This is a genomic window from Pseudomonas sp. 28 E 9 (genome assembly GCF_900004785.1).
GTDB lineage: Bacteria > Pseudomonadota > Gammaproteobacteria > Pseudomonadales > Pseudomonadaceae > Aquipseudomonas > Aquipseudomonas orientalis_A.
Window position 1 is genome coordinate 307,092 of sequence record NZ_CVTK01000040.1, and the last position, 26,328, is coordinate 333,419.

Genomic DNA, 26,328 nt, shown 5'->3' on the forward strand with positions numbered 1-26,328 from the left:
ACGTTGAACCGCCACAAGCCGATAGGGTCAAGTGAATATGACGCGTCCAACGGCGCGCACCCAATTCGTACGTGACCTGAGGGCACTTCTTGTCTACATCAAATTCGCTCTTAAGTGAAAAGGCAGCCACCGGCATCGAAGGTCTTGATGACATTCTTTCCGGGGGCCTCTCACGCAGCCATTTGTTCTTGCTGGAAGGCGAGCCTGGCACGGGCAAAACCACGGTCGCCCTGCACTTTTTGCAGGCCGGCGCGAAAAACGGTGAAAAGTCGCTGTATATCACCTTGTCCGAAACCGAACGTGAGCTGCGCCAAGGTGCCAAGTCTCATGGCTGGGACCTGGACGACAACATTCATATCTTCGAGTTGACCCCGCCGGAAAGCCTGCTCAACGCCGAGCATCAGCAAAGTCTGCTGTACTCCTCCGATCTGGAACTGGGCGAAGCCACGCGGCAGATTTTCGAAGTGGTCGAACGCGTCAAGCCCACCCGCGTGGTGGTCGACAGCCTGTCGGAGATCCGCCTGCTGGCGCAAAGCTCCCTGCGCTATCGCCGGCAGATTCTGGCGATCAAGCACTACTTCGTGCGCTATGACGCCACGGTGCTGCTGCTCGACGACCTGACTACGGAATCCCTCGACAAAACCGTGCACAGCGTGGCCCATGGCGTGATTCGCCTGGAAGAACTGACGCCCAGCTACGGTGCTGAACGTCGCCGTGTGCGGGTGGTGAAGTACCGGGGACAGAAGTACCGTGGCGGCTTTCACGACTTCACAATCATGGGTGACGGTGTGCACGTGTTCCCGCGCCTGGTGGCGGCCGAACATCGCGGCGGCTACACGCGCCAGACCATGAGCAGCGGTATCGCCGAACTCGATGCATTGATGGGCGGCGGCGTCGAGACCGGCTCCAGCAGCCTGATTCTCGGCCCGGCCGGCACCGGCAAATCCCTGATCTCCATGGTCTTCGCCGCCGCTGCGGTGGCGCGAGGGGAAAAAGCCGCGCTGTTCATCTTTGACGAAGAGATGGGCCTGCTGTTTGAGCGCATGAAGAATATGGGCATCGACCTGGCGGCGCTGCAGGCCACCGGCAACCTGCTGATCGAACAGGTCGACGCGGCCGAGCTGTCGCCTGGTGAATTCTCACACCGTGTACGCCGCTGCGTGGACGAAGGCGGCATCAAAACCGTGGTGATCGACAGTATCAACGGTTACCAGGCGGCGATGCCGGAAGAGAACGCACTGATCCTGCATATGCACGAACTTCTGCTGTACCTCAACCGGCGTGGCGCTGCGACCTTCATGACCGTCGCCCAGCATGGCCTGGTCGGCGATATGCAGACCCCGGTAGACATCACCTACCTGGCCGATACCGTGATCCTGCTGCGTTATTTCGAAGCGCTGGGCAAGGTGCGCCGGGCCATTTCCATCATCAAGAAACGCACCGGTACCCACGAATCGACGATTCGCGAATACCGCATCAGCAGCAATGGCATGACGGTCGGCGAACCGCTGGATAACTTCCAGGGCGTGCTGCGCGGCATTCCGATCTACATGGGCGCCGGCTCGCCTCTGCTCAAGGAAGAGGGAGTGTGACGTCCCTGTCCCCGGTGTTTGAACGCGCCATTATCCTCGCGCCTTTGGGCCGCGACAGCTCGTTGGCGCTGATGATGCTCAATGAAGCCGGCTACCAGGGTATGGTCGTCGGCAATCTCATCGATTTGTGCGAAGCGCTGAACGAAGGTGCCGGCCTGCTCATTGTGGCGGCTGAAGCCTTGCGTGGCGTGGACCTGGAACCCCTGCTGGAGTACCTGCACCAGCAACCTGCCTGGTCCGACCTGCCGATCGTGCTGATGACCCATCACGGCGGCAGCGAGCAAAACGGCTCGTCGCACCTGAGTGGGTTGCTGGGCAATGTCACCTTCCTTGAACGCCCGTTCCATCCTGTGACTCTGATCAGCCTGGTCAGTACGGCCTTGCGCGGGCGGCGGCGGCAATACGAAGCACGGGACCGCCTGCTCGACCTGAGTGCCAGTGAGTTGCGCCTGCAACGCACCCTGGAGTCCCTCGAGCAGCAGGTGGAAGAGCGTACCGCGCAACTGCGCAGCAATGAAGAAGCCTTGCGCCAGTCGCAGAAAATGGAGGCCGTCGGCCAATTGACCGGCGGCATCGCCCATGACTTCAACAACATGCTGACCGGCATCATCGGCAGCCTGGAGTTGCTGCGAAGGCGTGTAGCGCGGGGCAAGCTGGATGATCTGGACGGCCTGATCGACCTGGGTGTCACCTCGGCCAACCGTGCCGCCGGCCTCACCCACCGCCTGCTGGCGTTCTCGCGCAGGCAGTCGCTGGACCCGAAACCCGTGGAGATCAATCAGCTGGTCAGCTCCATGGGCGAATTGCTGCAACGCAGCATCAATGAAAGCATCTCCCTGCAAATGCGCCTCAGCGACAGCCTGTGGACGGCCGAGGCCGACCCCAATCAACTGGAAAGCGCCCTGCTCAACCTGGTGATCAATGCACGTGACGCCATGCCCGGCGGCGGCATCCTTACCGTTGAAACCACCAACCGCCACCTCGACAGCGTATTCACCGCTGCCTATGGCACCTTGAGCCCTGGCGATTACGTGGAGTTGAGTGTCAGTGACAACGGTTGCGGCATTCCGGAAAGCGTCATGGGCCGGGTGTTCGACCCGTTCTTTACCACCAAGCCCATCGGCCAGGGCACCGGCCTCGGGCTGTCGATGATCTACGGGTTTGCCCGTCAATCCCGTGGGCACGTCACCCTGCACAGCGAAGTCGGTACAGGCACTACCGTCAGCCTGTTCCTGCCGCGCTTTGTGGGAGAGGTCGTCGCTGACGCCGTGGTTAACCCGGCCATGCTGCCCTTCGCCAATGACGGTGAAACGGTGCTGATCGTTGAAGATGACCCGGCTGTCCGGGTGCTGGTCAGCGCCGTACTGAAAGAGTTGGGCTATGCCTTTGTCGAAGCCGGTGACGCCACCACTGCGGTGCCGATCATCGAGTCGGAGCAGCGTATCGACCTGCTGATCAGTGATGTCGGGCTGCCCGGCATGAATGGCCGGCAGCTGGCGGAAATTGGTCGGCAGATCCGCCCTGATCTCAAGGTGCTGTTCATCACCGGTTATGCGGAGCATGCAGCCGTACGTGGGGGGTTCCTGGACCCGGGAATGCAGTTGATTACCAAGCCCTTTACCTTCGATTTGCTGACCGCCAAGGTGCGAGAGATGATTCGGGCGTGACGGCCTGAACCTGCTGCGGTGCAAGGTCGCCTGCTTCGTACGATTTACTTACGCAAAGTTGAGGCAAAATTGGAATCGAGCTGACGTTCAGGACACCAAGAGACTACGCCTGCCCTGCAGAAAAGGCCTGGCTATTCTCTGGATTCCGAGCGAGGCCCTTGATGACGCTGACTGTAGATCGTACTAATCCGAACGTCGTCTCCCCGTCTTTAAACGAAAACCAACCCGTTGTTACACCACTCTCCTCCCAGAGAACGCCGAGCGACCAATCGGCGCAAACCCGAGGCGACGCTGAGCTTGCTCTCCTGTACGCCGACGGTTTAGTGCGAGGTGCGCAGCCAGGTCAGCCATATCCAGGGCCCAGTATGATTGGGCCAATACCGCTGCAGTCGACATATGGCCAATATCGTCAACAGCTCAAGGCGCTTCTTGATGGCCCGGACTTTACGAGCTGGGCGAAAGCGCAAAATGTCGATTTGTCCAAGCCCTTCAAGCTATTGCCACCGAGAGGAGGCAAACCTGGCTACGCGGTCCTGAGTGTCAAGTCTGTACCGACCGCCTCCGGCGGAATCGCAGGCACTGCGCGCAGGCTGCTGGCGCTGGAGTCTTCGCTGAAATATTTCGGGGAATCCACGCTAACACATGTACATACGCTGCCTCTGTCTTGGCCGCTCATCATGCAAGCTACCGAGCAGCTGGCGAATGGCGCTTTTTACGTCAACGTGGATAACGGACACTCAGCCGACTTATCTGCAGTGGCCAGCTTCTACGGAGAAACCGTTCCTGCCACCCGGGAGAGCGCCGCCGAGCGTGCTGACCAGCTAAGGCAAAGTAATGCCTTCGGCGAGGCGGTACACCGTCGACTCAACGCTGACGACGTCTTGGAGAGTCAGAAACAAGCGGCGGATATCAATAATCTGTACGTGTTTCGTAATGCACCTGATGGAAAGTTCCTGGAAAACTTCGAGGATGACCACGCACGCGCGGAGCGCGACACCCGGTTACCGAAGTCCCACATCAATTACCGTAATCCGACGCAGCACAAAGAGCGTATCAAGAGGCTCTTGGCGCGAAGCCTCCGGGAAACCATGATGCCGATCGATTACAAGTCTTCCTATCGGCAGGAAAATGGCTTGGAGACTGGCGAAAAAGTCAGTCTGATGCGTTTTATTGCAGACAACGGCTGGCCAGTGCCTGCCAGCCTCAAAGAATTCAAGGATCTTGGGATCAACGTGACCGCTGCGGTGCCAGCCACCCCGTCACACGGTAATTTCAGCGGCGCACTGTCCTGGCCGGTTCCGTTAAGCCAACAGGATCAGGCAAAGCTTTATTTCCATCCTCTACAGATATTGCCAGGGGTCGAGGAACATGGGCTTTTCAACGTACTGACGCGTAACCAGACCTGGGATAAAACGACACTGTCGCAGCCTCGCCGGATCCTTGAAGGCATCCTATCGTCACGCTTGGGCAAGGCGATCGGCGAGCAATTGCAACGGGAATTCGGGGCGCTCACGACGCCCGACTCAAGCGCCGACTGGTTGTTCGCCGCGCTTCACGCTTCGCTCGACGAAGCGTCCATCGTGAACGGGACAGGCACGCGCAATACGGTGGCAGGCTTGCAATTGGATAAACCGGTGTACTACGGCGTGCCGATTTGCGAAATGGCCGGGAAGTTAGCTGCGCACCTGCAGGCTCAGGGCAAAGCAAGCGGTGAATGCGCGCGAGCCGCAGCGCATTGTCTGTTGTCACGGCGGGCGCCGGCTTATCTGGTTAACGATATCCCTGCCCGCGTCACGTCCAGCTGCCACTCCTGGGTCAGTCTTCAGGTCGCTGTAGCGCGGTTGGAATTCAAGGCTCCCGGCTCGACTGCCTTGATGAGCTACGGCCAGGTGATGAGCCTGGCGACCTCGCCCCCCAACAGCCTGGAAGAGCAGGCCATCGAATATCGAGCTCAAACCAATGCGCTGAAAGACTGGGGCGTCGCCCGAGGCCTGATTCCTGTAAATCCCCAGGACCAATACACCACAGCCCAGATGGACGCAGTGCGCTTGGCGTTTGCCGAGATGATGAAAGAGATAGGCAGTGCATCGACAACCTTGGCCGCCCCTATGCCTTTACGACATGAGATGGCCAAGGAGAATTTGCGCCAGGAGTATGGCGACAATATTGACTACGAACTTGAATGTTTCTATTCCACCAAAGATGACAAGGGGTTTCACTCGCTGATAGATCTTTACCTGAGACGCGGCACCGGTGGGGATCTTGTCGCAGGTTGGTCGTCAAAGGATGCGCGACTGCCCACGAGCCTGATACACCGCGCCAATGACTTGCCGCCGATCAACCTTATGTTCGATCAGGTATTCGACGATTACGCAAAAGATATGGACAAGGCCACTGCTGTACAAGTGAAGCACCTCATTGCCACACTGCCGCTTAAAGATCGAAAAATCATTGAGGTTGGCAAACTCGCTATATTCAAGGACATCGAGATCACCATTGGCAATTATGGCAGCGTCACGAAAGTGCAATTACCTGGCAAGCAAGCAGTAATGTTACGCGTCGTGTGCAACGGGCAGCGATATACCTACGAAGTTGACCTTGCGCAAAACAGGATCACGCAGCGGCAAGATCTGAACGACGCAACGCCAGGGCTCAAGAGGGACCGCCAGAGTATGCGCGCGGGACATACTTATCATGAATATCCAACCGTCACGCCCACGGGTAACTTTGCAGCTACGGTTACCCACGAAAAACCCGCCATCGAATCGATCCCTGACAGCTTTGCCAGCGAGCGCTCAGCCTACATCGCTGCCGCATTGGTGAAAAACGCAAATATTCAAGGTTTGAAAGCGCAAGCCAAAGGACTGTCAACGTTTGAAAGCAGGCAGCACTTTTATCAAAATTTCGCGAACCTCACCCTCAATCTGGTGCCTTTCTACTCTGCCATCAAACACTTTCAGGAAGGAAATATCGTTGACGGGTTGGTGGACCTCGCATTCGATGTGCTTAGTGTTGTGGTCGCCGTGGGGGCCACAGCCAAAGGGATCAAGGCTCTAAAGGCTGGCACGTCAACATTTGCCACTGGCATCAAGACGACGCAGATTGTCGGGCGGGCGGCCGTTGGCGTACTCAACCCGCTGGACGGTATCGGCAGCGCGGCAGCCAGGGCAACCAACCATTTAAAGCGTGGCCTGGTTTTCGAATACAAAATGCTCACCCAGGGCGCGGACGTCGGCGAACTGTTCAAGGGAGTGAAAAACATCGACGCTTCGGCAGTCGGTACGTTCAGATACAACAATGAATTCATGGAGGGACCTTCGGTTTTCAAACACGATAACTGGTACGCCTACAATCCGGTTACCCGCCAGCCTTACGGCCCTCCGCTGAGCGATTTCATTCCTTCCATGCGTTTGAACGGCAAGGCCCTAGATACCTGGACGCGAGCAACCGACCCGGTAAAGCAAATTGATGATGCTGTTGAAACGACCTGGAAGCGTACGGTCGCCAAGTACCGTGACACTGCAGACACGACTGCGTTTGAGCAGGGTTATCAATTTGGCCTGCCATCAAGTGTGCCGGGGCTGAAGGCTTCAGCCACGCTTGAAGACTTGATGAAGCTTGCCGCAAGGGACGATATCACCGCCCAGCAAGTCGGGGTTCTGGTTAAACGCTACGACGAGATAGCACTCAAGTTTGGGCGACAAGGCTCACGCCGGTTCTTTGATTGCATTGAGCCTCACTTCGGCACCTTCCAGCCTATGCCGCAAGTTGTTTATCTCAGCCAGACAGGCCAGTTATCAAGGGGCCAATGTGCCGCGCTTTCGCGCGTTATGGCGAGCGCCGTTGCAGAAGGAAAAGAAGCTCAGTTATTGCAAAACATGATGGACGCCGCCGCTTTCCCCAAGGCTCCCGAGTCGAGGGCATTCATGCAGCGTCTGCACGATCTACAAAAGAAAATCGACCTACCCACCTTGTTTCGAGCAAATCAACCTTTTGAGCAGCGGTCATATCGAAACATGGTCACGCATCTAAGTGAGGCAAGCGCTTCCAAATCCATCATGATCGACTCTCCCGGTCATGCAATGGCCGCGGGCGTAAGAATCGATGACTCTGGAAAGACCTTCTATTTTTATGATCCCAATCATGGTCTGGCAAAATTCGCCAACGCCAAGGCCATGGAGGGGGCGTTGCACAAGGTATTCACTGACAAGCAATTGGGCAAACACTATAAAACCCACAGCGTTGACCCGCATAAACTGGAGTTTAAAGTGTTTGACCATAATGATGCCTGGCAGCGCGTCGTCACGGTGCAGAGTTCGCAGATAAAAGCATTTTATGAGGCGCCCATTCTCAATCCAACTACACAACCCATCCGGTATTTGCCACCACCGGTCAATGTAGTGCGTCACCCGATCAAAATAAAACCGCAGGCTACGCCCAATGATGTGCAGGCCATCGTCAATAGCCATGTCAACCTCACCGATGTCGGCGGACATAAAAAAAATATCTATTCAGGCCTGGTCTTTCGTGGGGATATGCGACCGCCGTTGAAAGCCGACGCAGCCGAGGCCGGGATATTTGAAACCGGATTCACTTTACGTACGCCTATCAGTGATGTGCGAGAGGTCAACGGTACTCGAGGCGGGTTTGGCGGAGGGCATGACGCGCTCGACCCTGACGGGCGTGGGATTTCAACGTCGGCGTATTACGACAACAGTGGCGCCGGTGCTTATTATTATGGTGGGCACAAGGGCGGCCATACGTATCTTGTGGATGGCCGGAATATGGAGGGTTTCCATTTATATGCCAATCGGCATACGGTCGAACATCCGGCACACCGGGCGGTTAGTTTAAGTCCCTGGGAGATAAACTACGGTAGCGATATTCCCGGCCACCGCATCATTGGTGCTTTCGACTCATCCGGCAGCTTTATTTCCAATCCCGGGTATGCCGCGAAAGAGGCAAACAAAGTGACAGCCTGATCCCAAGACAGAGGGTACGGGAGATCACGCCAACAGGCGCTGGATATGCTCCTGCAGTGTATCCAGGTCGAACGGCTTGGCCAGAATCGGCGCATTGCGCGTAATCGGGCTGTTGCAGTCGAGGATTTCCTGCGGGTAGCCACTGATAAAGATCACTTTCAACTCCGGCCTCACCTTGAGCGCCGGCTCGGCGATCTGCACGCCGGAAATGCCACCGGGCAGGCGGTAATCCGTGACCATCAGGTCCAGGTGCGGTTTGGTGGCGAGAATTTCAAAGGCTTCTTTGCCATTGACGGCTTTCAATACCCGGTAACCCAGGCCGGCCAGGTATTCACCCAGCACAAACATAATGGATTCGTCGTCTTCGACGATCAGTACGACATCTTGTGCATCTTCACTCATGGGAAGCCTTCGTCCAGTCGGTAGCTGGTGTTACGACCATGGGGTCACGTAGAGGTTGCGTCGAGCTGACGATTGATTTCATGCCGTTTCCTGGAGTGGCAGACAGACCCGAAACAACGCGCCCTCGCCTATCTGGCTCTCGACCTCGATGGTGCCGCCATGGGCCGCGACGATCTGTTCGGAGATGAAAAGCCCCAGGCCCAGGCCAGCCGCCGCATGGCTGACGGAAACCCGCTCGAATTGCTGGAAAATGCGCTTCTGGTTGTCCTCGCTGATGCCGATGCCATGGTCGCGCACTTCCACGCAGGCCTCGCCATGTTCTGCATACACCCGCACTTCGATCGGGCTCTTGGCGCCGTAGCGCAAGGCATTGGTCAGCAGGTTGGTGACGACCTGCTCGATGCGAAACTCATCCCAATTACCCTCGACCGGCTCGTCAGCCAGCAATTGCATCGACGATTCGGCGGCGGCGACCTGCGGCTCGAAGTTATGCACCAGGTTGCGCACCAGCTGCGCCAGGTCGAAGCGCGCCGGACGTATCGACAGCTTGCCGGTGCGGATGCGCGACACGTCGAGCATATCTTCGATCAGGCGGATCAGGCTCTTGATCTGGCGCTCATCGCGGTCGACCATTGCGTGCATCTTGTCCAGGGTAAAGGCCGCCGCGTTGTCCCGGGCCAGGTGCATTTTGCGCAGCTGGGTTTCCAGGATCAGCCCGTTCAGTGGCGTACGCACTTCGTGGGCGACGATCGACATGAAGTCATCGCGCATGCGCACCGCCTGCTCCAGCTCGGCCTGGGTGGCCTGCAGGCGTGTGAGCAGCAGCTCCTGCTCGCGGCGGCTGCGCTCCAGGGCTTCGACCTGCAGCTTCATCGCCTTGCTCTGGCGGTACAGGTCAACGAATACGTTGACCTTGCTTTTCACCGCGTGGATATCCAGCGGCTTGTGCAAGAAGTCCACCGCGCCGCTTTCATAACCCTTGAAGGCGTAATTGAGTTCGCGGCCGGCGGCACTGACAAACACAATCGGGATGTTTTTGGTCTTTTCGGTGCCGCGCATCAGTTCGGCGAGTTCGAAACCGTTCATGCCAGGCATCTGCACGTCGAGGATCGCCATGGCGAATTCATGTTCCAGCAACAGGGACAATGCTTCGTCGGCACTCAATGCCTTGAATACCTGGCGGTCTTCACGCTTGATCAGCGCTTCGAGGGCCAGCAGGTTTTCCGGCAGATCGTCGACGATCAGCAGTTTGGCCTGGACAGTACTTAACATGGGGAAGGTTCCAGGGAAGCCAGCAGTGAGCCAATGCGGCTCAAGGAAAGAATATGGTCGGGTGTGTGCAGCGCCAGCGCGGCCAGGGGCATCACGGCAATCCGGGCCTCGACGGGGTCTTGTACAACGGTCGTGCCGCCCGATTGCTTGACATAAGCCAACCCGCGCGCGCCGTCCTGGTTGGCGCCGGTCAGCAGGATCGCGAGCAGGCCTTTTGCGTAGGCGTCGGCGGCCGAGGTGAAGAGAAAATCGATGGCCGGCCGGGAATGGTGCACGCGGTCCTCCTGACTCAACGACAAGCTGCGGTCCTGTTCCACCGACAGATGATAGCCGGGACCGGCGAAATACAGGGTGCCCGCCTCGATCGACTCCTTGTCCCGCGCCTCCTTGACCGGAATGCGCAAGCGCCGCGCGAAGACTTCGGCCAACTGGCTGCGACGTTCATCCGGCAGGTGCAGCACCGCAATGATCGGCAGGCCGAACGTGTCCGGCAACCCGCCAAAAATACTCAGCAGCGCCTCAACGCCGCCGGCGGAAGCGCCGACGACGATGGCTTCAATCCCATAAATCGGGGGGCTGGCGGCATCGCTCATGATTTGCGGTAGATCCGTTCCTGTTTGACCAAGGGTTCGAATTGCTTGCTATAGGCTGAAAAATCCAGGGTTTCCTTGCTGCCCAACACCAGGAAGCCGCGATGACACAGCGACTCATGAAACAATCCAAACGCCCTGTCTTGCAAATTTTTATTGAAATAAATCAGTACGTTGCGGCATGAAATTAATTGAGTTTCTGAGAATACACTGTCGGTCGCCAGGCTGTGGTCGGCGAACGTGACGTTCTCGCGCAAGGTCTTGTCGAAGATCGCATTATCGTAAGCTGCGGTGTAGTAGTCGGCAAATGAGCGCTGGCCACCGGCCTGCTGATAGTTGGCGGTGTAGGCGCGCACGTTCTCCAGGGAGAAGATGCCCTGCTTGGCCTTGTCCAGCGAGGCCGGATTGATGTCGGTGGCGTAGATGATGGTGCGTTCGAGCAAGCCTTCCTCGCGCAGCAGGATCGCCATGGAGTACACCTCCTCGCCGGTGCTGCAGCCGGCGATCCAGATCTTGATCGACGGGTAGGTCTTGAGCAACGGCACGACTTCCCGGCGAATCGCCAGAAAGTGCGACGGGTCGCGAAACATCTCGCTCACCGGGATGGTCAGGAACTGCAGCAATTGCATGAACGCCGCCGGATCGTGCAGCACGCGCTCCTGCAGCGCGGAAATGGTCGCACAGTCGAACTGGCGCAAGGCATGGGCCACGCGCCGCTTGACCGACGCGCCGGAATAGTCGCGAAAGTCGTAGCTGTACTTGAGGTAAATCGCCTCGATCAACAGGCGCAGCTCGATGTCGCTGCTTTTGTCCAAGAAACTTCGCTCCACTTAAATGCGTTCCATCTTGGGTAACCACACGCGAATCAACGAGAACAGACGGTCCAGATCAATCGGTTTGGCCAGGTAATCGTTGGAACCTGCCGCCAGGCAACGCTCCTGGTCATCTTTCATGGCCTTGGCGGTGACGGCAATGATCGGCAGCTTTTTCCAGCGCGGGTCCTGCCGGATCAGCGCGGTCGCTTCGTAGCCATCCATCTCCGGCATCATCACGTCCATCAGTACCAGGTCGATATCATCGACTTCATTGAGCTTGTCGATGGCTTCACGGCCATTGCGCCCGATCACCACCACGGCGCCTTTATGCTCCAGGGCACTGGTCAGGGCAAAGATATTGCGCACATCGTCGTCCACCAGCAGGATCTTGCGCCCTTCGAACACCTTGTCACGGCTGCGCGCGGTCTTGAGCATCTTCTGGCGGTCATGGGACAGCTGGGATTCGACTTTGTGCAGAAAGAGTGTGACCTCATCGAGCAGGCGCTCCGGGGACCGCGCACCTTTGATGATGATCGAGCGCGAATACTTGCGCAGCTCGGCTTCTTCGTCGCGTGTCAGGTTGCGCCCGGTATACACGATCACCGGCGGGAACGAGCAGATATCCTCGGTGGCCATGCGCTTAAGCAGCTCGTTACCGAGCATGTCCGGCAGCTTGAGGTCGATGATCATGCAGTCGTAGACGTTGGTGCGCAGCAGGTCCAGCGCCGCCTGGGCGTAACCGACATCGGTGATTTCAATGTCATCGTCGCCGATCAGGCGGGCGATGCTGTCACGTTGCAGGTCGTCGTCCTCCACCAGCAGTACGCGCTTGACCTTTTGCGTCAGCTTGGCTTCCAGGCGCGCGAACACGTCCTTGAGCTCTTCCCGGGTGGTGGGTTTGACCGCGTAACCGATGGCGCCCATGTGCATGGCGGCTTCGACGCGGTCTTCCACGGAGATCACGTGCACCGGAATGTGCCGGGTATTGGCGTGCTCCTTCAGACGCTGCAGCACCGTCAAGCCGGAATGATCCGGCAGACGCATGTCCAGCAGGATCGCGTCGGGGATGAATTCTTCGGCCAAGCTGTAGCCTTCGTCGGCACCGTGGGCGACCAGGCAGTTGTAGCCCAGCTCGTGGGCCAGGTCGAAGAGGATGCGCGCGAAATTCGGCTCATCTTCCACCACCAGGATAGTGCGGGTGGTGAATGGCGCTTTGTCGCGGTCATCGGCAAAGCGCGGGATCGGTTCGGCATCAGCCGCCGGCAGCGACGCAACCTTGACGGGCACAGGCGCCGGTACCGCCACGGCTTGGCGCGGGGCTTCGATCGGCGCGGCATCTTCGCCGCGTTCGACGTACTGTTCCGGCAATACCAGGGTAAAAATGCTGCCCTTGCCCGGTTCGCTGGTGACGCTGATGTAGCCACCCAGCAAGGTTGCCAGATCACGGGAAATGGACAGGCCCAGGCCGGTGCCGCCGTAACGCCGATTGGTGGTGCCATCGGCCTGGCGGAAGGCTTCGAAGATGCTTTCCTGTTGATCCTGGGCGATACCTATCCCTGAATCGCGTACGGTAAAGGCGATGCCCTCCCCCGGCGCCCGGGATACCGACAGGCTGACCTGGCCCTGTTCAGTGAACTTGATGGCGTTGGACAGCAAGTTCTTGAGAATCTGCTCCAGACGCTGGCGGTCAGTGAACAGCAGGGTCGGTGAACCTGCCTGCACATCGATCTGGAAACCCAGCTTGCGATCCCTGGCCAGCGGTTCGAACATGCCGCGCAGGCCGTCCACCAGGCGCTCGACGCTGGAATTTTCCGGACGCACTTCCAACTTGCCGGCTTCTACCTTGGAAATGTCGAGAATGTCATTGATCAGGTTGAGCAGGTCATTGCCGGCCGAATAGATCGACTCGGCAAACTTGACCTGCTCGGCACTGAGGTTTTCCTGCGGGTTCTCGGCCAGCAACTTGGCCAGGATCAGCGAACTGTTCAGCGGCGTGCGCAGCTCGTGGGACATGTTGGCCAGGAATTCGGACTTGTACTTGCTGGAGCGTTGCAACTCATCGGCGCGGTCTTCCAGTTCCAGCTGGACCCGGTTGAGTTCGACGTTCTTGCGGTCCATGGCGTCGCGCTGTTCGGCCAGGGTCTGGGTCTGTTCGGCCAACTGTTCGTTGGTCTGCTCAAGCTCCGCCTGCTGGGTTTCCAGGTGCGCCTGGGACTCCTTGAGGATGCGCGACTGTTCCTCCAGCTCTTCGTTGGCGGTCTTGAGTTCTTCCTGCTGCACTTGCAGCTCTTCGTTGAGCTGCTGGGTCTCGGCGAGGACTTCCTGCAAACGCTGGCGATAACGTGCGGCTTCGATGGACGTTCCGATATTGTCTGCGATCAGCTCCAGCAGCTCGACGTCGCGCTCTTCCAGGGGGCGCAGGAAGCCAAGCTCGATCACGCCGTTGACGCGGTCGTCGTCGCTGGTCGGCACCACCAGTATGCTGCGGGTGGCGCCCTCGCCCAGCCCCGAGCAGACCTTGAAGTAGTCCACCGGTACGTCGTCCAGGCGGATCAGGCGATCGAGCTGGGCGGCCTGCCCTACGATGCCTTCGTCGCTGTAGATCGACTGTTCCAGCTGCGCCTGTTCGCGGGAGAAGCCGTAGGTGGCGACCCGCCGCAGGCCACCGTGCTCTTCGCGCACATACAACGCCCCCACGGCTGAGCCCATGTATTGAGCGAAGAACTGCAGGATGTTGCGGCCCAGCAGGTTCAAGGTCAGTTGGCCAAGCACCTGTTCGGCCAGTTCGGTTTGGCCATTGCGCAGCCAGGCCTGCTGCTCCAGGCGTTTGGCGATCTTCTTTTGGGACGCGAGGTTTGCGCTGTAGCTACTTGAAAGCGCTAGTAAATTCTTTCTGCCAATGTACGCCAGGAAACCACTGAGGCCGAGGACGAACGCCAGGTACAGCGTGACGCTGAGTACCGTGGTGCGGGTCACTTCCTCGTTACGGGAGATGCGGAACTGTTGTTCCATCGATACCGCGTCTTCATATTCCTTGCGAATCTCGTCGGTCAGGCGCTTGCCTCGGCCCGCCTTGACGGCACCACGGAAATCGCCACTGCTGCGCTGCAGCTCAATCATCGACTGCGCGTAGTTGTTCCATTCGGCCTGCAGGGCTTCCAGGCGCTTGAGGCGGTCGACCTGCTGCGGGTTGTCGGCGACCAGCTCCTGCAAGTTACGCAGGTCGGCAATGATCCGCGGCTTGGCCACTTCATAAGGGTCGAGGAAATGCTCGTCACCCGTAATCAGGAAACCGCGCATGCCGGTTTCCAGGTCGACCGTCAGTTTGGACGACTCATTGAGGTTGTTGATGACCCGGTCGGTGTGCTCCACCCACTGGATCACCGACAGCAAATAGGTGATCAGGCACACGAAAAACACCGCGCTGAGCACGCCCACACTCAATGGCAGGGCCACGTTACGGCTCAGGAGTTTACTGAAGCTCTTTTCATCAACTGACGACGCGGGAGTCATGGGCATGCCTTGGCCAAGTGCGGAAAAACCGGGAGTTTGCCCCAAAGTGACGATCAAGACCATTTTTCTGGGACGTTTTTGTACAGATTCCTACAGCAGAACAGGCTATTCTGCCTGGTCTTTTGTACTGCATTGTTTTAACGCCCTGGGAACTTGTGGATAGCCCGCGCTTACTCAAGTACAGGCCTGTGAGAATGGCCAGCGTTAAACACTCGTCTTTTTTTGGGAAAGCCTTCTATGTCCGCAATTGTCTCCATCATCCTTGTTGTCGAAGACGACGCTATCGTGCGCATGCTGATCGTCGATGTGCTTGAGGAGTTGGAGTTCACGGTGCTTGAGGCTGCCGATGCTGCAGAGGCCCTGGCACAGGTGCAAAAAACTGACCAGGTAATCGACCTGATGATGACCGACGTCGGCTTGCCCGATATGGACGGCAAGCAACTGGCAGCCCAAGTGCGCGAACTGCGCCCTGACCTGCCTATCCTGTTCGCCAGCGGCTATGCCGAGAACATCGATGTGCCCGCCGGCATGCAGGTGATTGGCAAGCCGTTCTCGATCGACCAGTTGCGCGATAAAGTCAAATCGATGTTGCCCTGAATATCCAGTGTCCTTTTGCAGGTTTTAACGTGACGTCCGGGAAAGAAAACAGGAAACTCAGCGCCTGCATCTCCCCGTCAGTCAAAAGAACCCTGGAAGGACGCAACAACATGATTGGACAACCTGCGCGCCTGGTGTTGGCGAGCCTCTCGATACTGCTGAGCACCGGCGCCTGGGCCGACTTCACGGCCACCCCTGCCGAAGCACGGGCCATTGCCAAGCAAGCCTACTTGTACGGCTATCCCGTGGTTGAGATGTACAAGACGCTCTACACCCAGGCCGTGGACAAAGGCGGGGCCAATTTCAAGGCACCGTTCAATCGCATCGGCAACAGCGCGCAGGTGTTTACCCCCAAGGACACCGCGTTCACGACCCCGAACGCGGACACGCCCTACTCCTTCGTCTGGATGGACCTGCGCAAGGAACCGCTGGTGCTGACCCTGCCCAAGGTCGAAGACAACCGCTACTACTCGGTGCAGTTGCTCGACCTCTACACCCAGAACATCGCCTACCTGGGCACGCGCAGCACAGGCAACAACGGCGGTCACTACATGATCGCGGGGCCTGACTGGAAGGGTCAGCAGCCCGTCGATATCGACCGCGTGGTCTACAGCGAAAGCAATATCGCCTATGCCTTGTATCGCACGCAGCTGTTCGATGAAAAAGACCTGGGCAAGGTCAGGCAAATCCAGAACGGCTATAAAGTGCAGCCGCTGAGCAGCTATGTGAAACAAGCGGCCCCGGCCAAGGTGCCGAAGATCGAGTGGCCCAAGCCGATGGCGAACATGAGCGACAGCCCGCAGTTGTTCCGCTACTTGAACTTCATGCTGGCCTTCGCTGCGCCCCAGGACAGTGAAAAAGACCTGCTGGCGCGCTTCGCCACGATAGGTATCGCCCCCGGCGCACCTTTCAAGCTGAACCAACTGAGCGCCGAGCAGCGCAAAGCGTTGGAGGACGGGATTGCCGATGGCAAGGCCGAGTTCGCCACGTTCAAGAAAGACAAAATCGACACCCATCAAGTCTCCAGCGGCGAGCTGTACGGCAGCCGTGACCGGCTGAACAACAATTACCTGTACCGGTATGCCGGCGCCAACCTGGGGATGTTCGGCAACTCCACCGATGAAGCCGCTTACTTCACCTGGTTCGATGACAGCGAAGGCAAGCCGGCCAACGGTGCACGTCGCAGCTACACCGTCCATTTCGCCAAGGACCAACTGCCGCCTGCCGATGCGTTCTGGTCGCTGACCATGTACGACGCCAAGACCAAGTTGCTGGTGCCGAACCACAAGAAACGTTACCTGATCAACTCACGCATGCTGCCCGGCCTGAAACTGGACGCCGACGGCGGCCTGACCCTGGCCCTGCAGCATCATGAGCCACCGAAGGCCGAACAGAGCAACTGGCTGCCCGCTCCGACCGGGCCGTTCTTTGCGGTGCTGCGTATTTACCTGCCCAAGCCCGAAGTCACCAGCGGCCAATGGCAGTTGCCGCCGCTCACGCCGCTCAAGTAACCCAGCCGGGAATCCATGCACGGCGGGTGGCAATTGACCTACGCTTCCCGCCACGCCAGCTGGTTATTTGAGCGACTCGCCCTCAGCCGCGTTCGCGGGGGATCAGGCTCTGCAACTGCGCCGCCAGGAAATTGGCGTCGAATGTGAAGGTGTCCGGGTCTTTCAGGCCATTGGTCTTCTTCCAGAGCCAATCGTTTTTATCTGCAGGCAATACCAGGGAGACGCTGCCGTGCCGGGCAGCGGTCAGGCCCATTACCGCCACGCGAATATATCCGTCCGTGCCCATCACCTCCGGCACGAACTCCACGCTTTTACCCGTGATCAACACAGTCAACTTCTCGGTCTTGAAGGTCGATGTTTCCACCGGCACGCTCGGCCCACTGGCGACATAGACTTCACGATGCACCTCCAGCAAACCGGCGCTCTTGACCGGTTCCAGCCACTGTTCGACTTGCTCGAACAACTCGCCCAGCTTGTGTGCCCAACGCGCCGACTGCACATCGAATTGCTGTTTTTTATGGGTTTCGCTCTCGGCGTAACGACGAAGCATCTCGCCCAGTTGCTGTACATCGTCCATTGCGGATCTCCTTGGGTGAGTCAGGTTGCGAAGCCCGATCATCGCAGATACGGCTGCCTGGCGTACGAGTTAAAGCTGATTGCAGTGGGTTCGGCAGCAGGCAGCTCACAGGCCTGACCTCCCCCGTAAACATCGGCGCTTCCAACAGGCGAGCGTGAGTCCACTTAACCTTATTGAACTGCTCCGGTGAATTGGCCGGCAACTGCCTATGACTCATCCACTTTCGGTGGGTATGGTGACGTGACATTCCCCTGTCCGGAGCATCGCATGCGCACCATCGGCCTTATCGGCGGCATGAGCTGGGAGTCCAGTGCCGAGTATTACCGCATCATCAACCAGCAAGTCCGCGACCGGCTCGGCCCGCTGCGTTCGGCGCAGCTGTTGATGTACAGCGTGGACTTCGGTCCGGTGGAACAGGCCCAGCACGCCGGGCGCTGGGATGATGCCGCGCAGATCCTGGAAGACGCTGCGCGCCGTCTGCAGGCAGGCGGCGCCGAGTGTGTGGTGTTGTGTACCAACACCATGCACCGGGTGGCGCCACGTATTGAGGCGGCGGTGTCGATTCCCTTCCTGCATATCGCCGATGCGGCCGGGGCTGCGGCCCTGCAGGCCGGCACCTTGACCGTGGGCTTGCTTGGCACTGCATTCACCATGGAACAGGACTTCCTCAAGGCCCGCCTGATCGCGCAGGGCCTGACTGTGCTGGTGCCGGATGCGGATGAACGCAAGGACGTGCACCGGATCATTTATGAAGAGTTATGTGTGGGGGTAATCAGCGACTCATCACGCGCCGTCTACCAGCGGGTGATCGAGTCCCTGGCCGCACGCGGCGCCCAGGCGGTGATTCTCGGCTGTACGGAAATCAGCCTGCTGATCAAGCCCGAGCACAGCGACCTGCCGCTGCTGGACACCACCTGGCTGCATGCGCGGGCTGCGGTGGCGTTTGCGCTGGAGGATTAAACCGGCTTGCGCAGGCGCGCCATGCTCAGGGTATCGACAAACACACCGTCACGCAGGGCGTAGTCGCGCAAACGCCCTTCGACCTCGAAGCCGAATTTACGATACAGGTTGTGTGCCGCTTCGTTGTCGGCGTACACCGTGAGTTCTACGCGGTGCAGGTTCATCCAGTTGTCGGCCACGTCCAGCGCGGCCGTCAACAGCTTCGAACCGATGCCCCTGCCCTGCCACGCCGTCGCCACGCCCATGCCGAAGGACCCCACATGCGCCTGGCGTACGCGCAGGTACTGTTCCAACCCCAACTGGCCAATCACTTCGCCGCCGTGCAGCGCCACCAATTGCAGTCGGCGCTCGTTATCCATCACCAGGCGTTTGCGCCACGCTTCCACCGACTGGAAAGGCATCTGCAGCACCTGACGGCATACCGCCGGTTCGTTGTAGAGCGCCGCGACGCCCTCAAGGTGGGCCTCGGTGAAGCGCTGGATCACGATAGGGAGGTCAGGCGTGTGCATTGTGTTTCATCCTTTGAAAGACACGTGGCCGATCAGTGTAGGAGCAAAGTAGGCGCCCTGGCGAGCCTCAACCTTGCGTGCACATTCAGCCTCGCAGCGCTGTGCGCCAAAGCCGGGCGATGTCCGCCGCGCGCTCGCGCAACAGTCGCGGCGCCTCGCTGCACGCCTGCTCCAGGCTCATCGGCGCCGATGGCAAGGCAAACGCGGCATCCACGCCGTGGGCGTACATTTGCTCGTAACCATCACCCAGGGTGCCGGCGATCACGATCACCGGGACCTGGTGATGGCGCGCGATACGCGCCACGCCAAACGGGGTTTTACCGCGCAGGGTCTGGGCGTCGAAGCGGCCTTCGCCGGTGATGACCAGGTCGGCACCGCGCACGGCGGCGTCCAGTCCGACCAACTCGGCCACCACCTCAACGCCGGCACGAAACTGGGCACCCAGAAATGCCTTGGCGGCAAACCCCAGGCCACCGGCGGCGCCGCTGCCGGGTTCGTCGCGCACGTCTCCGGGCAGCACTCGCGCGCAGTGGTCGGCAAAATGACCGAGAGCGGCATCCAGCTGTAGAACCTGCTCGGGAGTGGCGCCTTTCTGGGGGCCGAAAATGGCCGAGGCGCCATGGGCCCCGCACAACGGGTTATTTACATCCGCCGCGATTTCAAAGCGCACCTGAGCCAGACGCGAATCGAGGTTTTCCAGGCTGATGCGGGCCAGGCCTGCCAACGCCAGGCCTCCAGGTGCCAGCGGCTGATCCTGGGCATCGAACAACTGCACGCCGAGCGCTTGCATCGCACCCGCGCCGCCATCATTGGTCGCACTGCCACCAATTGCCAGAATGATGCGTCGGGCGCCCAGATCAAGGGCCGCGCGGATCAGTTCGCCGGTGCCATAGGTGCTGCTGGAACACGCATCGCGCTGGCCCGGCGCAACCAGCTGCAGGCCGCTGGCCTCAGCCATTTCGATGATCGCGGTGTGGCTGTCGGCCAACCATCCCCAGTGCGCCTGCACCGCAGCACCCAGCGGCCCGCGCACGGTCTGGCTGCGCAGCTGGCCGTTACACGCAGCGAGCACTGCCGCGACCGTGCCTTCACCGCCATCCGCCATCGGGCATTGCACCAGTTGCGCGTCAGGCCAGACCTTAACCAGGCCATCGGCAATGGCCTGGGCGACCCGTTCGGCACTGAGGCTGTCCTTGAACGAGTCGGGGGCGATGATGATTTTCATGGGCGTTCTCCGTTTTTTATAACGCCCATGCTGACAGTTGGCACCGCCGCTGACGCCAGTCCGATGCACAAGTGCGGGTGAGGTTTGTTGTTCATTTTTACAAAGCAACAGGCTCACGACGAATAAAAGCCAGGCGCCTGAGCCAGTTGTTTGATTTATCTGACAGCTGCTGCCTCCGGCAATGTAGGACGCCTCTTGAATCGCCTCTCTGCCTTGAGATTCCAGACATCTCACTTCAGGTTACCCATCCGTAGAAACCACGCCGAATGGCAACAGCTCATTGTCGAGTCGAGGAGCGTCTCATGGCTGACACCCCTTCAACACCGCGTATTGCCCCCATGCACTACAACGCGCGAGGCAATCCCGTGCATACCTGGACCCTCACGCCCAGCCATATCACCGACCCGGTGCACTGCATATTGCCCCCGGATGGGATATTGCCGGTGATTTTTGTGCCGGGGATTATGGGGTCGAATTTGAAGAGCAAGCCTGTTGAGCAGGAAGGTGAAGATTTGCGAGAGGAGGGAGTTCCTATCTGGCGGTTGGATGCCGGATTTATGGGGAAAAACATATGGTTGGCCACAAACTGGTTCAACAAAAAGCCAGGAGTGCGGCAACGTTTGTTACATCCTGACAAGGTGGAAGTGGATAAAGAAGGAGCAGTGCCCAAACGCGCCGTAGGCACGGTCATTACCCAGCCCGAGCGGGACAAGAAAAAGGCCGCCCTGGCGTTGACCCAGCGTTATAGAGAGCGCGGATGGGGCGAAGTCAGCGAAACCAGCTACCACGCGTTTCTTCTGTGGCTGGAAGACACCCTTAACAGCGAATTCATGCCGCACAAATGGCCGCAGTTCGACATTCGTCCTGAGCATCTACATACCCGCAGTGTCGAGCCCGGCCCGGTTCAACTCACCGAGTTGAAACCCGAAATGCCCATCGCCATGCCAGGGTTGGGCGCTAATCTGTCGACCCAATTGCCGTCGATTATTTCGGATGAGTTGGCGGCACGTGGTGGCTATCGCATGCCGGTACATGCCTGTGGTTACAACTGGTTGGACTCCAACGAGGAGGCCGCGTCAAGGCTGGCTGAGCGTATTGATGAACTCATGCACCAGTACGGTCGCAACTGCCAACAGGTGATTTTGGTTACCCACTCCATGGGCGGACTGGTGGCACGGCGATGCGCGCATCTACCGGGCATGGCCGATAAAATTGCGGGTGTCGTGCATGGCGTGATGCCCGCCACCGGGGCACCGGTTGCTTACCGTCGCTGCAAGATCGGCATGCGCGACGAAGATCCCGTTGCCGGCGCGGTCATTGGCCCGACCGGTCAGGAAGTCACCGCTGTATTTGCGCAAGCACCCGGTGCCTTGCAATTGCTGCCCACCCAGAACTACGCCCCGGGTTGGCTGCGGCTGATTGACGAACGTGGAGCCCCGGCTATGCCGCGTCAACCGGTAAAAGATCCTTACGAAGAGATTTATCTACGCCGTGATCGCTGGTGGGGATTGTTGCGTGAAGAGTGGTTGGCACCGAGGGATGGGGATCCGATTACGTGGGAAGATTTTGAGGAAAACATGTCGGAAGCGAAGCGGTTCCATCAGAAAATCGCTGGCTCCTACCACCCTCAAACCTATGTTTACTACGGCAACGACGATAAGCACCCCAGTTTCGAATCCATCACCTGGGAAATGCGTCGTGGGTCTCGTCTCAATGGGCCTTATACCTCAAGCCCGGATGCTTTCACGGTGTCCAGCTTGCAAATGCACGAGGTGCGCGACGACGGGCGAAGCCCGTTGTACGTGGGCGGGCAAGCCGAAAGCGTAATGCCCCCACGGGGTGACCCCAATGCGCCAGTAAAGACCGTACAGACCAGCTATTGGGAACTGCATTGCCGTATGCAGGACGGCGCTGGCGACGGCACCGTGCCGGTGAGCTCTGGCCGGGCGCCGATCAGGCAGGTCCGCCAGGGTTCTGTCCGCCAGCAAGTGCAGGCACCGGGTTTCGATCATGAAGCGTCCTATGCCAACCCGCTCACCCAGCAATTCACCCTCTACTCCCTGATCAAGATTGCGGCGAAAGCCAAGAAACCTCTATGCGCAGACTGACCGTTTTTTTTACATGCCTGCTGCTTGGATCGGTTGCAGGGTGCACCACCTTCAGACAACCCAGTGAACAGGAGAAAAAAACCGTGCACGAATTGACCAGCAACATGCGCACATGGGCGCTGGGCCGTGGGCTGATCGACCTGCCTTCCAGTTGGACCGGCGTCGGGGATGTGAAGTTGTATTACGGGCTGGGGGCCGATCATGCATCCGTTGAAGTGCGGGTGCTGGGCGAGGGGGTTTCACAGCAACGCTTTTCCGCTGCCTTGCAGGAACGGGCCAGCCGGATCGCCGCGGTCAAAAACTATGAGATGGATGACGTATCAATGCTGGTGTCAGCCAAAGCGCAGACACCGCAAAGTGTCATGTTGCAATACTACCGGCGTCCAACACCGCGTCAGACTTTCGTTCACGAACTCCACATGCTGATCGATGACGTCTACGTCATGCTCCGAGCTGACTCCTTCAAGGGTAATACCGCCCCTGTTGAAGATCGTCTGTTAAAACTCTCAAAAGAGATCTTCAAAGTCACCCCTGAAATCGCAGGCGCGGGGTTTGCACTTGGGCCGGTTGTCATTCGCAGTCATCACGACCATGAGATCGCCAGTTTCTATTTTCGCCCCCCTGCTTCAGACGTATCGCTGAACGTCTACATCAACGCCTTATCACCTGATGATGGAGAGCGTTTGCATGTCCGAACCCAAAAAGATGGGAAAATATTCCTTGCGGGCGATTATGAACAACTGCGGATAGGCCAAGTAACATTAGCCGGAATGCAAGCCGAGGAATCCTTGATCGGCTTCAGTGATGACACACATCGTCAAATACTTTTCGTCAGTGAGAACTATCGAGATAACCCATCTCTAAGCCGTCCAGCCATGAGTATTCGCCTATCGGCAGGCGGAAAGAAGCGTACCGCCATAGATCCTGATAAACCCAGGGATCTTGTCCGCTGGACCCTTCCCCAGTTCGCCAACAAAGGCTACGACCTCCCTCTTTGGCAACAGCCCGCGAGCCCGGAACCCGTCAACCCCTCCCTAACCGACTATGAAGCCATGGCCGTCTGGGACGCAATCCTCAAGTCCGTGCGCATCCGTTACGGCGCGGTGGTGCCCAAGCCGGATCCGTGGTTCAACCCCCGCGGGCCCACTGCCGAGGACGCTGCCGAAGGCAAACGCATCCTTGATGAGTTCATCGCCAGCTTTGAAAAGCCCAAGCCATGACTTGGCAGCATGATCCCCATAGCGACGTGCGAATGTTTACGCTTGATTGCAGGGCAACAACTGCACGCCCAGGTACAGCGCAAGCATGCCGTCCAGAGTCAGCGGGTCGACGCCGCTCAGTTCGGCGATCCTTTCCATGCGGTAGCGCAGGCTGTTGCGGTGGATGCCCAGGGCGTCGGCGCAGGCCTGGCTTTGCCCGTCGTGCTCGCACCAACTGCGCAGCGTGGCCAGCAGTTGACCGTTGCTGTCCCTGGCCAGCACTTTGCGCAGTGGGTTGAGCAATTCGTCCAGGGCGTCATCGTTGCGGTGGCGCCAGAGCATGACCGGCAGGCGATAGCGGTTGAGGAGCAACAGGCGCGCGTGGGGCAGGATATCGCGACCGTAGGCCAGCAAGTCACCCACGCGGCGGTAGCAGCGGCGCAGGCCGGCCAGCCCTTGCGCCTGCCCGCCTACGGCCACCCGCAGGATATTCCAGCCCAGGCCGTCGAGCTTTTCCAGCAGGCGTGGGTCGTCGACTTGCAGGGCGGCGGGACGGCACCAGAGCAGGGAAAACTGCGCGGAGCTCACGCACCAGCTGTCCGGATAACGCGACATCAGCCAGGCGCTCAAGGCTTCGGCCGACTGCCCCGCGCCCAGTTCGAACAGGTACGGCGTGCGCGCCAGTTGCGGCTTGAGGCCCAACTGTTGCGCTTCGTCGACCAGGCGCGGCGAGTCGCCCGTGTCGGCCAACAGCAAGGCCAGCAGATCGTCACAGCGCTGGCGTCGCCATTGCAGCTCGGCCTGCTGGTGCCGCTGGCTGACCAGCATTTCGGCGGTCATGCGCACCAGTTCGGCGTAGGTGCGCAACCCGTCCGGTTCGCCGGTGATACCCAGTACACCGATCAGGCGCTGGTCATGCATCAGCGGCAGGTTGATGCCCGGCAACACGCCCTTGAGGTGCTTGGCGGTCTGCCCGTCGATTTCCACCACGCGCCCGTTGGCCAGCACCAGTTGCGCGCCTTCGTGACGGGTGTTGATGCGCTCCGGCTCGCCGCTGCCGAGAATCAGGCCCTGGTTGTCCATCACGTTGACGTTGTAGGGCAGGATCGCCATGGTGCGATCGACAATATCCTGGGCCAGCTCATGATCCAGCTCGAACATGGGGGCTATTTTCCTCGAAACGGGTTGGTCAGCGGCACAGCGCAAGGCGGGCTTGACTGTGCGCGAGCACAAAGACAGTTGCCCATCGCCTCACCGAGACTGTTCAAGCGATCAACGTTACCCTCGCATCGCCAAAAATCATAATAAAGAGAGACTCGCCATGTCACAGAGCGCCGCTGCAGCACTGGCCACCGATGACGATAAAAACGCCATCTACAAGCGCGTAACCCTGCGCCTGATCCCCTTCATTTTTATCTGCTACCTGTTCAACTACCTTGACCGGGTCAACGTTGGCTTTGCCAAGTTGCAGATGCTCGACGCATTGAAATTCAGTGAAACCGTGTACGGCCTGGGTGCCGGGATTTTCTTTATCGGCTACGTGCTGTGTGGCGTGCCGAGCAACCTGGCGCTGACCCGGTTCGGGCCAAGGCGCTGGATCGCGCTGATGATGATCGTGTGGGGCACCCTGTCCACGTGCCTGCTGTTCGTGACCACGCCGACGCATTTCTACACCTTGCGCCTGTTTACCGGTGCCGCCGAGGCGGGCTTCTTTCCCGGCGTGGTGCTGTACCTCTCGCAGTGGTTTCCAACCTTTCGCCGTGGCCGCATCATGGCGCTGTTCATGTCGGCGATTCCGGTTTCCGGCCTGCTCGGCAGCCCGTTCTCCGGCTGGATTCTCAACCACTTCGCGGCCGGCCAGGGCGGGCTTGCCGGGTGGCAGTGGATGTTCCTGTTGCAAGGCATCCCCACCGTGATCCTCGGCGCCCTCGCCTACTTCCTGCTCAGCGACAGCTTCGCCAACGCCAAGTGGCTCAAGCCCCACGAACGCGCGCTGCTGGAAGCTGACCAGGCCATCGACCTGGCGAACAAACCGAAAACCACCACCGACTCCCTGGCCGAGGTCTTCAAGAACCCGGCGATCTGGGCGTTCGGCCTGATCTACTTCTGTATTCAGAGTGGGGTGTATGCGATCAACTTCTGGTTGCCATCGATCATCAAGAGCCTGGGTTTCAGCGATAACCTGGTGATTGGCTGGCTCAGTGCGATCCCTTATCTGCTCGCTGCGGTGTTCATGTTGCTGGTAGGCCGCTCGGCCGACCTGCGCAAGGAGCGTCGCTGGCACCTGGTGGTACCGATGCTGATGGGCGCGATTGGCCTGGTCATCGCGGTGAACTTCGCCACCACCCCGGCGATCGCCATCCTCGGCCTGACCATCGCCACCATGGGCGCCCTCACCGGCCTGCCGATGTTCTGGCCGGTGCCCACCGCCATGCTCAGCGCGGGCGCCGCGGCCGGAGGGCTGGCGCTGATCAACTCCATGGGCCAGATGGCCGGGTTTCTCAGCCCCTACATCGTCGGTTTCGTCAAAGATGCAACAGGGTCCACGGACATGGCGCTGTACCTGCTGGCGGCGGTAATCGTCGCCGGCAGCGTGCTGGCGTTACGGATGACGCGCACCTTGAAGGTTTAAAACGCCCTATGGGGGCATAGGAAGCGCCCAAACGTAACCACGATGCGAAGCGAGCCGCCCTTGATCTTGATCTGCTTTTGATCTTGATCTCCGGCGCCCCGTTAAACCACGCTGGCCGAACGCAGGCTTGAATCCGTGGGTAACCCGGCAGGACGCCGGGTTAGCCGCACTGGGCCA

The 26,328-nt window shown here is 59.2% G+C and carries 18 protein-coding genes; 9 read left to right on the top strand and 9 right to left on the bottom strand.

The window, feature by feature from the left end:
- Window positions 1-89 precede the first annotated feature (89 nt).
- From BFQ00_RS08945 to BFQ00_RS08955, 3 genes are all read left to right on the top strand, one after another.
- Window positions 90-1,592, top strand: a complete 1,503-nt coding sequence (locus BFQ00_RS08945; RefSeq protein WP_065933248.1) for an ATPase domain-containing protein — start codon at window positions 90-92, stop codon at window positions 1,590-1,592.
- Complete coding sequence (locus tag BFQ00_RS08950) at window positions 1,589-3,259, top strand: ATP-binding protein (RefSeq protein ID WP_065933249.1); 1,671 nt, start codon at window positions 1,589-1,591, stop codon at window positions 3,257-3,259. The genes BFQ00_RS08945 and BFQ00_RS08950 overlap by 4 nt, the downstream gene beginning before the upstream one ends.
- A 161-nt stretch (window positions 3,260-3,420) precedes the next feature.
- The gene (locus BFQ00_RS08955; RefSeq protein ID WP_130183914.1) at window positions 3,421-8,241 is read left to right on the top strand and encodes a hypothetical protein; all 4,821 of its coding nucleotides are present in this window, start codon (window positions 3,421-3,423) and stop codon (window positions 8,239-8,241) included.
- Window positions 8,242-8,265: 24 nt separating this feature from the next.
- Here BFQ00_RS08955 and BFQ00_RS08960 read toward each other — a convergent pair whose 3' ends face one another.
- The 5 genes from BFQ00_RS08960 to BFQ00_RS08980 all read right to left on the bottom strand — a co-directional run bounded on the left by BFQ00_RS08960 (window position 8,266) and on the right by BFQ00_RS08980 (window position 14,833).
- Window positions 8,266-8,643 (bottom strand): response regulator, encoded by a 378-nt coding sequence (locus BFQ00_RS08960; protein ID WP_017528049.1) that lies wholly within the window; start codon window positions 8,641-8,643, stop codon window positions 8,266-8,268.
- Window positions 8,644-8,721: 78 nt separating this feature from the next.
- Window positions 8,722-9,915, bottom strand: coding sequence for a hybrid sensor histidine kinase/response regulator (locus BFQ00_RS08965; protein WP_065884290.1), 1,194 nt, complete (start codon window positions 9,913-9,915; stop codon window positions 8,722-8,724).
- Window positions 9,909-10,508, bottom strand: coding sequence for a chemotaxis protein CheB (locus tag BFQ00_RS08970; protein ID WP_065933251.1), 600 nt, complete (start codon window positions 10,506-10,508; stop codon window positions 9,909-9,911). Before BFQ00_RS08970 ends, BFQ00_RS08965 begins: the two co-directional genes overlap by 7 nt.
- Window positions 10,505-11,335 (bottom strand): CheR family methyltransferase, encoded by an 831-nt coding sequence (locus BFQ00_RS08975; RefSeq protein WP_170827544.1) that lies wholly within the window; start codon window positions 11,333-11,335, stop codon window positions 10,505-10,507. The genes BFQ00_RS08970 and BFQ00_RS08975 overlap by 4 nt, the downstream gene beginning before the upstream one ends.
- Window positions 11,336-14,833 (bottom strand): response regulator, encoded by a 3,498-nt coding sequence (locus BFQ00_RS08980; protein WP_065933252.1) that lies wholly within the window; start codon window positions 14,831-14,833, stop codon window positions 11,336-11,338.
- 237 nt (window positions 14,834-15,070) lie between these two features.
- Between BFQ00_RS08980 and BFQ00_RS08985 the strand changes: the two genes are divergently transcribed.
- Entirely contained in the window at window positions 15,071-15,430 is a 360-nt protein-coding gene (locus BFQ00_RS08985; protein ID WP_065933253.1) for a response regulator, read from the top strand.
- Window positions 15,431-15,540: 110 nt separating this feature from the next.
- On the top strand, window positions 15,541-16,941 hold the full coding sequence (locus BFQ00_RS08990; protein WP_065884286.1) for a DUF1254 domain-containing protein: 1,401 nt from the start codon (window positions 15,541-15,543) through the stop codon (window positions 16,939-16,941).
- Window positions 16,942-17,023: 82 nt separating this feature from the next.
- Here the strand turns inward: BFQ00_RS08990 and BFQ00_RS08995 are convergent, their stop codons facing one another.
- The gene (locus BFQ00_RS08995) at window positions 17,024-17,518 is read right to left on the bottom strand and encodes a hypothetical protein (RefSeq protein WP_065892768.1); all 495 of its coding nucleotides are present in this window, start codon (window positions 17,516-17,518) and stop codon (window positions 17,024-17,026) included.
- A gap of 267 nt (window positions 17,519-17,785) precedes the next feature.
- Here BFQ00_RS08995 and BFQ00_RS09000 point away from each other — a divergent pair, with 267 nt between their 5' ends.
- A complete protein-coding gene (locus BFQ00_RS09000; protein WP_065933254.1) occupies window positions 17,786-18,478 on the top strand; it encodes an aspartate/glutamate racemase family protein in 693 nt (230 codons plus the stop codon).
- Here BFQ00_RS09000 and BFQ00_RS09005 read toward each other — a convergent pair.
- On the bottom strand, window positions 18,475-18,987 hold the full coding sequence (locus tag BFQ00_RS09005) for a GNAT family N-acetyltransferase (protein ID WP_065933255.1): 513 nt from the start codon (window positions 18,985-18,987) through the stop codon (window positions 18,475-18,477). The genes BFQ00_RS09000 and BFQ00_RS09005 overlap by 4 nt on opposite strands.
- An 85-nt stretch (window positions 18,988-19,072) precedes the next feature.
- Complete coding sequence (locus tag BFQ00_RS09010) at window positions 19,073-20,212, bottom strand: glycerate kinase (RefSeq protein ID WP_065933256.1); 1,140 nt, start codon at window positions 20,210-20,212, stop codon at window positions 19,073-19,075.
- Between the two features lie 302 nt (window positions 20,213-20,514).
- Between BFQ00_RS09010 and BFQ00_RS09015 the strand changes: the two genes are divergently transcribed.
- Entirely contained in the window at window positions 20,515-22,320 is a 1,806-nt protein-coding gene (locus BFQ00_RS09015) for an esterase/lipase family protein (RefSeq protein ID WP_065933257.1), read from the top strand.
- Window positions 22,308-23,540: a T6SS immunity protein Tli4 family protein gene (locus BFQ00_RS09020; protein ID WP_065933258.1), complete on the top strand. Its 1,233-nt coding sequence runs from the start codon at window positions 22,308-22,310 to the stop codon at window positions 23,538-23,540. Before BFQ00_RS09015 ends, BFQ00_RS09020 begins: the two co-directional genes overlap by 13 nt.
- A 36-nt stretch (window positions 23,541-23,576) precedes the next feature.
- On the opposite strand, the gene BFQ00_RS09025 is transcribed toward BFQ00_RS09020, so the two are convergent.
- Window positions 23,577-24,680 carry a sugar diacid recognition domain-containing protein gene (locus BFQ00_RS09025; RefSeq protein ID WP_065933259.1) on the bottom strand — a complete coding sequence of 368 codons (1,104 nt, stop codon included), beginning with the start codon at window positions 24,678-24,680 and terminating at the stop codon, window positions 23,577-23,579.
- Window positions 24,681-24,840: 160 nt separating this feature from the next.
- Here BFQ00_RS09025 and BFQ00_RS09030 point away from each other — a divergent pair, with 160 nt between their 5' ends.
- Window positions 24,841-26,151, top strand: coding sequence for an MFS transporter (locus tag BFQ00_RS09030; RefSeq protein WP_065884280.1), 1,311 nt, complete (start codon window positions 24,841-24,843; stop codon window positions 26,149-26,151).
- The last annotated feature ends 177 nt before the right edge of the window (window positions 26,152-26,328 follow it).

Coding starts and splice junctions, on each gene's coding strand:
- BFQ00_RS08955 (WP_130183914.1), top strand. CDS start 3,421: ATGACGCTGACTGTAGATCGTACTAATCCGAACGTCGTCTCCCCGTCT.
- BFQ00_RS08960 (WP_017528049.1), bottom strand. CDS start 8,643: ATGAGTGAAGATGCACAAGATGTCGTACTGATCGTCGAAGACGACGAA.
- BFQ00_RS08965 (WP_065884290.1), bottom strand. CDS start 9,915: ATGTTAAGTACTGTCCAGGCCAAACTGCTGATCGTCGACGATCTGCCG.
- BFQ00_RS08970 (WP_065933251.1), bottom strand. CDS start 10,508: ATGAGCGATGCCGCCAGCCCCCCGATTTATGGGATTGAAGCCATCGTC.
- BFQ00_RS08980 (WP_065933252.1), bottom strand. CDS start 14,833: ATGACTCCCGCGTCGTCAGTTGATGAAAAGAGCTTCAGTAAACTCCTG.
- BFQ00_RS08985 (WP_065933253.1), top strand. CDS start 15,071: ATGTCCGCAATTGTCTCCATCATCCTTGTTGTCGAAGACGACGCTATC.
- BFQ00_RS08990 (WP_065884286.1), top strand. CDS start 15,541: ATGATTGGACAACCTGCGCGCCTGGTGTTGGCGAGCCTCTCGATACTG.
- BFQ00_RS08995 (WP_065892768.1), bottom strand. CDS start 17,518: ATGGACGATGTACAGCAACTGGGCGAGATGCTTCGTCGTTACGCCGAG.
- BFQ00_RS09000 (WP_065933254.1), top strand. CDS start 17,786: ATGCGCACCATCGGCCTTATCGGCGGCATGAGCTGGGAGTCCAGTGCC.
- BFQ00_RS09005 (WP_065933255.1), bottom strand. CDS start 18,987: ATGCACACGCCTGACCTCCCTATCGTGATCCAGCGCTTCACCGAGGCC.
- BFQ00_RS09010 (WP_065933256.1), bottom strand. CDS start 20,212: ATGAAAATCATCATCGCCCCCGACTCGTTCAAGGACAGCCTCAGTGCC.
- BFQ00_RS09015 (WP_065933257.1), top strand. CDS start 20,515: ATGGCTGACACCCCTTCAACACCGCGTATTGCCCCCATGCACTACAAC.
- BFQ00_RS09020 (WP_065933258.1), top strand. CDS start 22,308: ATGCGCAGACTGACCGTTTTTTTTACATGCCTGCTGCTTGGATCGGTT.
- BFQ00_RS09025 (WP_065933259.1), bottom strand. CDS start 24,680: ATGTTCGAGCTGGATCATGAGCTGGCCCAGGATATTGTCGATCGCACC.
- BFQ00_RS09030 (WP_065884280.1), top strand. CDS start 24,841: ATGTCACAGAGCGCCGCTGCAGCACTGGCCACCGATGACGATAAAAAC.